This is a genomic window from Bartonella sp. AU18XJBT (assembly GCF_028618595.1).
In the GTDB taxonomy this organism is placed as follows: Bacteria; Pseudomonadota; Alphaproteobacteria; order Rhizobiales; family Rhizobiaceae; genus Bartonella.
Window position 1 is genome coordinate 1 of sequence record NZ_JAQITE010000040.1, and the last position, 10,692, is coordinate 10,692.

19 protein-coding genes and 1 pseudogene are annotated in these 10,692 nt (G+C 37.6%); 6 read left to right on the plus strand and 14 right to left on the minus strand.

Translation table 11 applies throughout. The annotated features are described in order from the left end of the window. Positions 1-547 (minus strand): hypothetical protein (locus tag PVV60_RS08390; RefSeq protein WP_273724241.1); only part of this gene is annotated, 547 nt, incomplete at its 3' end. Between the two features lie 83 nt (positions 548-630). Here PVV60_RS08390 and PVV60_RS08395 point away from each other — a divergent pair. The 4 genes from PVV60_RS08395 to PVV60_RS08410 all read left to right on the plus strand — a co-directional run bounded on the left by PVV60_RS08395 (position 631) and on the right by PVV60_RS08410 (position 1,809). Continuing rightward, a complete protein-coding gene (locus tag PVV60_RS08395; RefSeq protein WP_273724243.1) occupies positions 631-897 on the plus strand; it encodes a BrnT family toxin in 267 nt (88 codons plus the stop codon). Then, on the plus strand, positions 875-1,180 hold the full coding sequence (locus PVV60_RS08400) for a BrnA antitoxin family protein (protein WP_273724245.1): 306 nt from the start codon (positions 875-877) through the stop codon (positions 1,178-1,180). The genes PVV60_RS08395 and PVV60_RS08400 overlap by 23 nt, the downstream gene beginning before the upstream one ends. 97 nt (positions 1,181-1,277) lie before the next feature. Next, complete coding sequence (locus PVV60_RS08405) at positions 1,278-1,541, plus strand: type II toxin-antitoxin system RelB/DinJ family antitoxin (RefSeq protein WP_004861501.1); 264 nt, start codon at positions 1,278-1,280, stop codon at positions 1,539-1,541. After that, positions 1,528-1,809: a type II toxin-antitoxin system YafQ family toxin gene (locus PVV60_RS08410; protein ID WP_273724272.1), complete on the plus strand. Its 282-nt coding sequence runs from the start codon at positions 1,528-1,530 to the stop codon at positions 1,807-1,809. The genes PVV60_RS08405 and PVV60_RS08410 overlap by 14 nt, the downstream gene beginning before the upstream one ends. A gap of 46 nt (positions 1,810-1,855) precedes the next feature. On the opposite strand, the gene PVV60_RS08415 is transcribed toward PVV60_RS08410, so the two are convergent. The 7 genes from PVV60_RS08415 to ssb all read right to left on the minus strand — a co-directional run bounded on the left by PVV60_RS08415 (position 1,856) and on the right by ssb (position 6,036). Continuing rightward, entirely contained in the window at positions 1,856-2,446 is a 591-nt protein-coding gene (locus PVV60_RS08415) for an antA/AntB antirepressor family protein (protein WP_273724246.1), read from the minus strand. Between the two features lie 560 nt (positions 2,447-3,006). Further along, the gene (locus PVV60_RS08420) at positions 3,007-3,588 is read right to left on the minus strand and encodes a hypothetical protein (RefSeq protein ID WP_273724248.1); all 582 of its coding nucleotides are present in this window, start codon (positions 3,586-3,588) and stop codon (positions 3,007-3,009) included. Positions 3,589-3,591: 3 nt separating this feature from the next. Continuing rightward, entirely contained in the window at positions 3,592-3,906 is a 315-nt protein-coding gene (locus PVV60_RS08425) for a hypothetical protein (RefSeq protein WP_273724250.1), read from the minus strand. Positions 3,907-4,387: 481 nt separating this feature from the next. Then, positions 4,388-4,783 carry a type II toxin-antitoxin system HicB family antitoxin gene (locus PVV60_RS08430; protein WP_273724252.1) on the minus strand — a complete coding sequence of 132 codons (396 nt, stop codon included), beginning with the start codon at positions 4,781-4,783 and terminating at the stop codon, positions 4,388-4,390. Further along, positions 4,780-4,980, minus strand: coding sequence for a type II toxin-antitoxin system HicA family toxin (locus tag PVV60_RS08435; protein WP_034447446.1), 201 nt, complete (start codon positions 4,978-4,980; stop codon positions 4,780-4,782). The genes PVV60_RS08430 and PVV60_RS08435 overlap by 4 nt, the downstream gene beginning before the upstream one ends. Positions 4,981-5,044: 64 nt before the next feature. Then, positions 5,045-5,581, minus strand: coding sequence for a hypothetical protein (locus tag PVV60_RS08440; RefSeq protein WP_273724256.1), 537 nt, complete (start codon positions 5,579-5,581; stop codon positions 5,045-5,047). Between the two features lie 11 nt (positions 5,582-5,592). Then, complete coding sequence (gene ssb, locus PVV60_RS08445) at positions 5,593-6,036, minus strand: single-stranded DNA-binding protein (protein ID WP_273724258.1); 444 nt, start codon at positions 6,034-6,036, stop codon at positions 5,593-5,595. 291 nt (positions 6,037-6,327) lie between these two features. Between ssb and PVV60_RS08450 the strand changes: the two are divergent. Beyond that, a pseudogene (locus tag PVV60_RS08450) lies at positions 6,328-6,535 on the plus strand (hypothetical protein). Between the two features lie 67 nt (positions 6,536-6,602). Next, a complete protein-coding gene (locus PVV60_RS08455) occupies positions 6,603-7,031 on the plus strand; it encodes a type II toxin-antitoxin system HicB family antitoxin (protein WP_273724260.1) in 429 nt (142 codons plus the stop codon). Between the two features lie 41 nt (positions 7,032-7,072). On the opposite strand, the gene PVV60_RS08460 is transcribed toward PVV60_RS08455, so the two are convergent. The 6 genes from PVV60_RS08460 to PVV60_RS08485 all read right to left on the minus strand — a co-directional run bounded on the left by PVV60_RS08460 (position 7,073) and on the right by PVV60_RS08485 (position 10,663). Further along, a complete protein-coding gene (locus PVV60_RS08460; RefSeq protein WP_273724262.1) occupies positions 7,073-7,603 on the minus strand; it encodes an antA/AntB antirepressor family protein in 531 nt (176 codons plus the stop codon). A 272-nt stretch (positions 7,604-7,875) separates the two neighbouring features. Further along, positions 7,876-8,202 (minus strand): hypothetical protein, encoded by a 327-nt coding sequence (locus tag PVV60_RS08465; RefSeq protein WP_273724264.1) that lies wholly within the window; start codon positions 8,200-8,202, stop codon positions 7,876-7,878. A gap of 154 nt (positions 8,203-8,356) precedes the next feature. Continuing rightward, on the minus strand, positions 8,357-8,875 hold the full coding sequence (locus tag PVV60_RS08470) for a hypothetical protein (protein WP_273724265.1): 519 nt from the start codon (positions 8,873-8,875) through the stop codon (positions 8,357-8,359). Beyond that, entirely contained in the window at positions 8,817-9,860 is a 1,044-nt protein-coding gene (locus tag PVV60_RS08475; RefSeq protein ID WP_273724267.1) for a hypothetical protein, read from the minus strand. The genes PVV60_RS08470 and PVV60_RS08475 overlap by 59 nt, the downstream gene beginning before the upstream one ends. Beyond that, positions 9,850-10,194 carry a YdaU family protein gene (locus tag PVV60_RS08480; RefSeq protein ID WP_273724268.1) on the minus strand — a complete coding sequence of 115 codons (345 nt, stop codon included), beginning with the start codon at positions 10,192-10,194 and terminating at the stop codon, positions 9,850-9,852. Before PVV60_RS08480 ends, PVV60_RS08475 begins: the two co-directional genes overlap by 11 nt. After that, positions 10,187-10,663: a crossover junction endodeoxyribonuclease RuvC gene (locus PVV60_RS08485; RefSeq protein WP_273724270.1), complete on the minus strand. Its 477-nt coding sequence runs from the start codon at positions 10,661-10,663 to the stop codon at positions 10,187-10,189. The genes PVV60_RS08480 and PVV60_RS08485 overlap by 8 nt, the downstream gene beginning before the upstream one ends. Positions 10,664-10,692 lie beyond the last annotated feature (29 nt).

Below are 10,692 nucleotides of genomic sequence, written 5' to 3' on the forward strand. Positions count from 1 at the left end.
ACTTATCATGTTCTGGATTCTCTTCTAAAATATTGGGATCGTGAAAAGAGACAGGAACGACATTTTCCATTAAAGCTTTGCGCATATGATGATCGATAGCTCCAATAAGGCTCGCAGCATCACATCCGACTTGCGCCGCAATTTCAGCACCAAAGCGATAGGCAAAATTGAGCATTGTATCTCGATGCGCTCTTCCAAAGTTCCATGCTTCTTTTCTCACTTCTTCTCGATCAACAGTTGTTTCGCGTAACTTTTCCAGAGCAATCTTTTCTTTTGCTAACGCAACCTGCATTCGCTCCAATTTGATCTCAAATTCATTGGCTGCTTTCACGGAATCCTGTTTAATTCGTGTAGATTTCTGATGAGCTTTCTTGGTAGGATTTTGGTTCCAGATAGCTGTTGCAAGGGCTTCATTAACAGAACCATCTTCAAAAAGAGCTGCATCAAATTTACCTGTCTTTATCCGAGAAACCACCGCATTATGTGAAACACCCATCTTCTTCGCAAACGCACGAACCGATAGACCCTCACGCGTTTTCTTATTCATAGTTGCTCCATTTTGAATGGTATATACGAATTATTGTACACTTTTTTGTTTACGGTATCATATTTTTCGTGTACATAAAATATATGAAGATAATGTGGGATGAACCAAAAAGAGCTTTAAACATTGTTAAGCATAAGCTTGATTTTGCTGATGTTATTTACTTTGACTGGGAACATGCTTTTATTGATGCAACCCATTCAAACCGCATGAAGGCTATTGGACATTTTGCGGATGGCACAACAGTTATTGTTTTTGCAAAGCTTGGCAATGAAGCAATATCCATTATCAGCTTTCGTCAAGCGAATAAAAAAGAAAGAGAGGTTTTCAATGACTATCAAAAAAACCTTTGAAATAGGATGTGGCTACACAAAAGAAGATTGGGACGCTGTGGATTCTCCACCATTGACAGATGAAGAACTTGCACGTCTAAAGCCAGCTAAAGACGTTTTACCAGCCTCCTTTTTTAAGTATGTAACAGAAGAACGCCGTAAGCGTGGGCGTCCACCCGTTGAATCTCCCAAACAAGCGGTTACTCTACGCCTTGACCCAAACGTTATTGCCTCTTTTAAAAAACAAGGAAAAGACTGGCGAACACGTATGGGTGAAGTCTTAAAAAAAGCAAGTGGTTGTTAAGCCAAACGATCTCGCCACTCTAAAAAATGTGCTTTACAGTTGAAATTAAACTTCAATTGTATTACATTGAAATACAGTTACAAGAGGAGAAGTCATTATGGCTGCCAGTCGTATGGTTCAAGCGCGTGTACCAGAAGAAATTCAAAATATCGCTAATCAAGTTATTCAAGCTTCAGGTTTATCAGTAAGTGATGTTGTGAGAGTGTTGATGACGCGTATTGCACAAGATAAAGCTATTCCGTCCTTCTTGTTTCAACCTAATGCGGAAACTATAGCGGCTTTTGCAGAACTAGAGGAAGGTAACTTAAAAAAGTTTCATTCCGTAGACGAATTATTTGATGATCTCTATGCGGACGATTGAACGTACCACTATCTTCAAACGTGATTTCAAGCGTGAAATGAAAGGGCGGTATCGGCATCTTTTAGATACTGATTTGCGCCAAATCATTGCAGCATTAGCAAATAACCAGCCTTTAGAACCTCGATATCATGACCATGCATTGACTGGGAATTGGAGCAATTATCGAGATTGCCATATTCGACCTGACTTAGTATTGATTTATCGCTTGATTAGTCAAGATCGATTGATTTTAGTGCGCCTGGGCTCCCATTCAAAACTTGATCTTTAAACCACCTCCCCATTTTCAGAACGGGGAGGGGAGATGTGTTTTTAAGTTAAGCAACCTTTACGACAGATCTTTCTAAGACTTGTTTTGCTTCTTTAATTAAAGCTTTATAATGTTTGCTCTCTTCTACCAATGTAAAGGCTTTAACAAGATGCATATGGAGTGGACCATAAATGTAAACAGCCTTTTTAGTTGGAGACATTTTGTCCCAATCTTTTGGGAAAGCAAAACGTATATCATCACAATAATCAACAGCTTGGTTTCTCAGTTTCTTTTCACATTCAATAAAGTAACGGCGTGCTTGACGTCCTTTTTCGTTACGTTCAACCATAGAGAGCTCTTTCGCCATGTCTAACGTGATGTGATATTCTGTACTTGGACGACCGCCTTTAGGTTTCGGTAAATTTTTACCGAAACTCACAAAGCCTTGATTTTCTTGAAAGGTATTAAGTTTCGCTAAAATTTTAGCGAAACTTATAAAGTCCTTATTTTCTAGGAAACCATACTCCTCAATGCGATTTTTTATCCAATTTCTAAATTCGGATTTGACTTCTAAAAACGTATGCAATTCACGTGCGTTGACGGCTTGAACTGTTTCCTGATCAATGACCTGTTCTGATATTTCTATAAGAGTGTTCATGATGAACTCCTTGTTGTTAGACGTTTCTTAATGACACTCTAAAAGAGTGCCGGGCGCTAAGAAACACGGCAACAAGCCCGTCGTTATGCTTTCCCCGAAAGGGTATTATATGGCATAACCACACCCGACAATATTATTATATGCATGTAGCATACAATGAGTCAAAGCTTTTAAATTGCGGAAAAAGAGTTATTTCGGCAACCAATCCGCTTGTTGTTTTGAGGTGTTTCTTAGGCACCTGATTCGAAAATACCTATTACTATAGAATTGTCAAGTAACAAAAATTATTTTTTGCTAAGAAAACGTTTCACATACTGTACAGTGTACATATTGAAATCATTATTTATCAATGAGTTAAGTGTACAATGTACAGTCAATTTAAAAATTCTGTCGCTAGCGATAGTTCGCGCTGTCCTGCCCCGCAACAGACCCAACCCGCTGGGAAGTACCTTTTGCATTGATTTTATTTACTTTTTTATGGAAAAAAACAAAGAGCAAGTGATAATCTGCTTTAAAAATTACAATTAAAATGAGTAGTGTGGTGACATAGCTTAAGAACATTATTTAGCTTTCTTATTGGCGGCATATTCTTGACGAGCAAGTTGGTACTGTATGTTGGCAATTAATCTTGCATTGGCTTTTTTTACAATAGCACTTGCAATTTCTGGCTTGGACATCACTCCAGCAATTGAGGGGCCTTCTTGTTTTGCAATAGGGAATTGGTCTCCATCATCTCTTTGAAAAACATTCCCTCCCATTTTTAACTCAACACGTTTTGGAAAACTGCCTCCCATGATAAAAGCATGGGGCAAGATTTCTTTCTTTCCAAACATTGTGTAAGTTACACCGCGTTTTGTTTCTCTTGCTTGAAAAAATTTAAGAGGTATCGGTGTTCCAGAACCAATGATATCTGTCTCGAGAAGCTTTGCTGTAGCCTTTCCTTTAATATAAACCCCTTTTTTGACACGCTTTGATTGGGCGGATGTAACTTTGGCAACTTGTGTTTCAGTAAAGCGTTCGACTTGTTTTGCAGAGGTGTTTAGAGCATTACGCAAAGCCCAATTAAGGCGTGGTGCTTGAAGACTGGTGAAGGTATCCTTCACCTGTTGAAGATACCATTTTTGATGGATGATTAACTTCAACTTCTAAGCCTTTTTGGGAGTAGGTGACTTGGAAGCTTTAGATGCTTTTGGCTGTTCGAGTGGAATTTCCTCTGTCACTGGTTCAGATGATGTTTGTGTGACTTCTTGTTCTATCTGCTTAATTTGTTCAACTGCCTTGTCTGTTTTTGCTGTTGTCTTGACTCCAATAAAAGGTTTTACAGCATTAGCGCGCTTGAGACGTGCGTAGACTTGATTGGAAACTTCAACAAATGGATTATTGGGAGTTGAAGTTTCAAAACGAACAGTGCTTTTATTATCGCCAACAACACACATTGGCTTCGTGATGATTGCTTTCATCTTCGCTCCTTTTGAGGCAATGAATTAATGACATCATTGGTCAATTAATGGCATTTAATCGCTTTGGATATTTGCAAAATAGATTAGTCTGTTTTATCAATAAAAACAGTATGTTAAACCACTTTTAGAGCTTAATGCTTTATCAAATTTTAGGGGATATTTTTGAATTTTAGACACAATACAACTAGGGACAGCATGATCATTAAATAAAATTTTTTACACATTGTCAATAGAAAAAATCTATATTTTGTATTTTTTATCTAAATATTTATAAATATTGAGCAGTATAGGAGAGAAAGGAAATGACAGGTCCAGAAATATTAGATGCCGTGTTATGATATCAATGATAGTTATATCACTCTTGACTATAGCGTTTTGTTTGCCTGCCACCTTTTGATTTTCATTAATATTTTGTATATCATATGTAATTATACGCTTTTGCAAAAAAATCTAGAGTGAGAAATTTCTCCATATTGATGGGCTAAATATTAAGCTCGTGACGGGCTGCTGTTGCCAAAAAAGCAGATCTTGTTAAACCTCTTTTTTGTGCACAATTATCAATTGCACGCAAAAGCCCTCGTTCAATTGATATATTTGTACGTACGACTTCTGAATCATTTTCAATAAAAGGAACTTGTATTAAAAAAGCTCCTTCTGACAAAGCTTTTTTGACAGCTTTCTGTTGTATCACTTCTTCAAATTTTAAAGGAACAGGCACTGTATCCATATCTTCGCAGTAAAGTTGTAAAGCTTCGGTTGCATTTATGATAAGATTTTCTTCTTCATCAGCAGCAGAGAATAGACCTTCAAAATCAGGAAATTGAACACCAAAAGCAGAATCCTCATCTTTATGAACAAGAGCAAAAAATCTTTTCATTCTTCTTCTCCTTTTTTAAACCAGCCTGCTTGTTGTGCAATAGAACGCGCTGTACCAATTGGAAGATTTTTTTTAGGATGTGGAACAATAACAACCTTACCGTCTTTTTTAAATTTATGGTGCGAACCTTTTACTTTTACAAGTTCAAAGCCATCGCGTTTTAATTTTGCAATTATCTTTCGGCTGTTTTGTTCCATTCCCTAATCTCATAATGTGTATATATTTACACACTAAACTTTTTCTTATTTTAAGTCAATGTTTTTAATAACCACAATGTTTCTGGAGAGCGTTAAGGATTATCCGCAATGAAGGTACAAGGTACGGTAATTCTTGATCTTCACTAACAAGATACTGTAGCGCAGCATAAAAATTATGCTGTTTATATAGGTTTTGTGTTTCTTTTATTACCTCTTGCATATTCAAAAATTGTTTTGTTGCAAATTCAACCCATTTTTTTCTAGCTGCTTCATCAGAAGATGAGGGCATTTTATCATAAATTGCACTAGGCAATGTTTTTGCACATAGATAATCATTTCTGACTTCAATATATTTTTGTGCAACATCGTATTGATCTTGATTAATCACACCTTTCAGATAAAGCCGTCCGATATAAGTACCGGAAAGTGGATTTTTTGCTTCTTCTATGGTCAAGCCAAAACGTTTGGCACGCATTTCTATTGCCAATTTATTTATGGGTTCATGTGGTGTTTTGGCTCGTGAGATACGACCATTGGGTTCTCTGGTACATCCCTTAATCCGTGGACGCCCACGTTTTGCATGTTTTTTTCTTTTAGCCATATTTTTTTCAATCAGAATGGGACGCTATCATTAAGAGATGCGCTATAATCTTGAGTACCTGAGGCGATAGCATAATTTTGAGAAGTAATGGGTGAGGGGGTAGATTGCTCTTTCTTGGCATCAAGCAAATGCAACTCGCCTTTATATTGTGACAAGACAATCTCTGTTGTGTAACGATCATGCCCATTTTTATCTTGCCATTTACGGGTTTGTAATTTGCCTTCTACATAAACCTTTGAACCTTTACTGAGATACTGAAGAGCAATTTTTGCCAAATGTGGATTAAAAACTACCACGGAATGCCATTCAGTTTTATCTACTTTTTGGTGCGTGTTTTTATCCGTATAGCTTTCAGAAGTAGCCAACCTAAAATTGACTATTTCGGCACCAGAATTCATTGTTTTGCTTTCGGGATCAGCACCAAGGCGCCCGATTAACGTCACTTTGTTTAGCATATTTATAGCCCCATTAGATTTACACTTTAAAACATACAAAATCCTAGCATAATTTGCTTATTTTTTCAATTATTTCAGTTTATTAATAACAGTTTTTTAAAGTATTACATTATAATATTATTTGACAAATTATTCATCAAAAAAACATGTCACGGCTTTCTGATTTCTGCTTTTGACTTTTCAATAAATATCCTTTCATTAAGAGTCTGTATCAAACTTTTTTGTTCGATTTATTGTTGACTATCGAACCTTTTTATGCGATATTCATTTTATGCAGAAAGGGGAGGCTCAATGAAACGAGAAGCACTGCTTAGAGAATTACGTAAAGAAGCCAGAAAAAGAGGCATTCATTACAGTGAAGCTCCTGAACAGTGAAGCTCCTGATGCAGGTAAAGGGTCACATTATTTGGTAACTTTTGGAGACAAGACAACCGTTATAAAATCTGGTGAATTGACCCCACTTTACGTGAAAATAATAAAAAAGCAGTTGGGGGTATGAGTTGTTCTCTCAACAGCTTTAATTTTTCGTTTCAAAAGCGTTTTGATCATGGCGAGGAGACCTAAACATGGAGTATACTTATCAAGCAAAACTGGAATCTGATCCAGATGGTGGTTTTATTGTAACCTTTCCAGATGTACCAGAAGCAATAACAGCTGGAGAAAATAGAGCAGAGGCATTAGAGAATGCTGTTGAAGCTTTAGGGTTAGCATTACGGAGCTATCCTATGCGCGGTTTACCTTTACCAGTACCACAGCAATATAAAGGTCTTGTAAAGGTCACGGTAGATGCTTGGAATGCTCTTAAACTTGCAGTGGTAGAAGCCTTTAATGAAGCGAATATCACAAAAACAGAATTGGCTAATCGTTTGGGTAAAAAAGAAACAGAAGCAAGACGCATTCTTGATCCAAATTATCCAACTAAGCTTCAAACATTAGAGCAAACACTGAGTGTTCTTGGCAAGAAAGTCGTTATCACAATCAAAAATGCGGCTTAACTTCCTCCCCACTTTTAAAATGGGGAGTTATGTTTTTAAATCTAAGCTGCTTTTACGGCAGACCTTGCTAGAACCTGTTTTGCTTCTTTAATGAGAGCTTTATATTTTCTGTTTTCTTCATCTACTCTGAAGGCATCAAGAAGACGCACATGAATTGGACCTAAAAGATATAAAACTTTTTCACCAGCGTTCATACCTTCCCAATAGCTTGGCAAATCAAAGCGCGTATCACGATCATAATCAACAGATTGGTTTCTTAGTTTCTTTTCACATTCAATAAAGTAACGGCGTGCTTGACGTCCTTTCTCGTTACGTTCAACCATGGAAAGCTCTTTCGCCATGTCTAGGGTGAGATGGTACTCTGTCATGTTTACATTTTGACGCTCCCCCGTTTTGGGGAACGTTAAAATATAGTCTTTTGTGTGAACAAATTTATATGTTTTTATGCGGTTTTTAATCCATGTTGTAAAGTCGCGACCTACTTCTAAAAATGTATGCAATTCACGTGCATTGACTGTTTGAACAATTTCTTGATCAATTGTTAGTTCTTTAATTTCTATGAGAGTGTTCATGTGAACTCCTGTTCGATTAGACGTTTTTGATTGACACTCAATAAAGAATGCCGGGCGCTCAAAAACACGGCGAACAGTCCGTCGTTACGCTTTCCCCATAAAGGGTATTGTATAGCGCAACTACACCCGACAATGCCATTATATGCGTGTAACATACAATGAGTCAAAGCCTTTAATGTGCGGAAGAAAAATTGTGTCGGCAATCTATCCGCTGTTCGTTTAAGGTGTTTTTGAGGCACCTAATATCGAAAATATACATTACAGAAATAATGTCAAGCTACTTCTGATAATTTTTTGATCTCTTTATTAATCTCGTCTATAAGAGGTTCGTAATTGAGAACGCTTTTCGGAATAGCACCACCGTAAACCCAAGCTTTCACTTGCGCTTTGGTACTAAAATCCGCATTTTCTGGTGTGGTATAATACTGTCCGCCATCAAACTTTTCACACTCTCTTGTGCCGTCTTCATATTCGTAGAGGTTGTAAAAATACTCCTCTGCTCCGTCTCCCCAAGGAACATAACCAACAGCTGTTGCAACCCACTTTTTTCGCATGGGTTGTTTACAGATTGTTAAGAATAAATGTTTTAAAATGAACATGCTTTAATCCTAATTTTACCAATTGGTCTATTTGTCTCAAATTTGATCATACAGAGCGTTTTATATTGCAGACATGGTTTTCATCATAAAATCTTTAAATCACGTTGTACGGTGCCTTTCTGTCGATTTAAATACATACCTAATCCAAAAATGATCAGCACTTTTCACTATTTTGCTGTTGACCAAAGTGTTTCACTCTCCCACCAATGCCATTTAAAGTCTCTTCAAGTTTTTGCTTGTGAATAAACGTAAGCGGTTTTGAATGCTCTTTCGCTGCTTGTTCTTTCAAAAGCTTTTCACGGGATCTCAAAACAACACGGCGTACAAAATCGGCTTTTCTCAAAAGATCGTTTTCCAAATCACGACACAACCTTACAAGTTCACGCGTGCTCGGAAAAAACGTATCCGATAAACCATCTATCTCATCACATAAAATCCGTTTAACTGCTGTCATCAGTGACCATGCCGAGACATTTTCCAAAACCATTCCATAAGTCAACGCCATGCCTTCATAATCTGATTGTTGTGATATTTTCAAACCACATGACAGCATGCGAACGGCTTTGGCTATATCTTCTTTGCTTGCTTTCATTGCAAACAGCTCTTGCAATTGATCATAAGCATCTAAGGCTATCGCTTCCTGCTGTTGTGTTAATTGGCTGCCATCCTTCAAAACAAATGGACCGCTCGGGGGTATCATCGGGTGAACGTGCTTCAAAGTACCCTCGATTTCCGATATCAAGAATGCTGTCTGCGAACTTTTCGCTAATGCTTTTTTGCTTTTGAGTGTAATTTCCATTGTTTCTACCTTGTTTATTGATTTTATGATCTTTTGAATTTCTTACCCAGTTACGCCATGTTGCTTGCCAATCACGCTTGCTAGCGTCTTTACCTGTCTTGGCATTCCAATAATCTCGAAACTTTGCGATTTCGATTTTCACACGCTCTAGAGGCAAACCTTCTTCGATTGCGAAATTGTAATCGGGTTCAAAATCCGCAGGCAATCGACAACCGCGATTAGCTTTCGCTCGTTTTGCTTTTTGGGAAACGTTCTCTTGCTCGTGAATGGGAGGTTGGTTTTCTGATGAGGTTGCGATTTGCTCTGATGTGGTCTCAACAGCAGCAACCTCTGTTGGCTCGTCAACCAAATCGATTGTTTCTAAATCTTCAAAATCAATTTCTTTTTTTGCTAAAACGATAGTTTTAGTTTTTTTATTATATATGTTATTGTTATTGTTATTGTACCCTCTTGAAGAATCTTCAAGACTTCTTAAAGAATCTTGAGGCTTTCTTAAAGAATCTTCTTGATTCTTATGTTTTCTCGTATTGGCGGCTTTTGCTGCTCTTTCTGCAAACTTATTTAAAGTTTCGTCTGAATTTTTTAATTCTTCTTCAACATCTGGACACCACAAATGACCATCTTCTGAAAGAACAATATGTCCAGATCTAAATAAGTAATCTAATGCCTTCTGAAATCTTTTTACTGAACAACACGTAAAATGAGATAATATTTGCGCATCATTTACAAGAGGCTCTCTAGTGCGCAACATTTGCAATCGCAATCGCATATAAACATTGCCTTCAATTGCGGGTAAACAAGCAAGATCAAGAAGCCACTTGTCTGCAAAAAGCCTCGTCCACGGTAATTTAGTTGACATATTTTACCTCCTTTTCTTTATTATTAAAGGTAAAATTATCTAGCTCTTCACTGAGGTTATTGATCTCTTCTTCAACGCGCGCATTCCACAATCCATTATCTGTCTCAACAAGTTTATTATTCCTCATGAGATATTCAACAATAGCTGCAAATTTTTTCTGCGAACAATTGCAAGCACGTGCAAGCGTTTCAAAATCTGTTTTAAGTGGTTCTTTTTTTTCATACATGCAAACGAGAAGGGTTATATAAACCCCCCGTTGTTCAGATGTCATTCCATTTGTACCACTTATCCAGTCATACAAATGGAATCTTATCCATGGCATTGCATTAGACATGCGCATCCCCTTCTTTCTTTAAATATAAAATTGCTAAAGCATCTGCTTCGTTGTCGTCTTTAGGCGTATGTCCTTTGGAACATATTGCCTTAATCATTTCTTCTTTTGAGGCATTGCCTTTTCCTGTCGTCGCCTTCTTAATTGTGCCAACCGGAATGCCTTCATATGGTATCTGATGATGTTCACACCACGCTGTTAAGGTTGCTAGAAAGCCCCCATAAATATGAGAAGCGTCTGTACCCACATGCCGGCGCACCTCTTCAAAATACACCGCGTCAATTTCATCAACAGATCTCTTTAGTTCAGTAAGCCACCGTTTAAAGCGTAAATAACGCATACCACCGCCTTCAAAACGGCGTGATTGAAAATCCTCTGTATCGCTTGTTATGTGACCATCCGCACCGCATATCGCCCAGCCTGTCTTAGTCCCTAGATCAAGACATAAAATGGTTTGTGCGTTAGTGATCATTATCCCCCCTTAAGGTTGCTGTGTGTTTA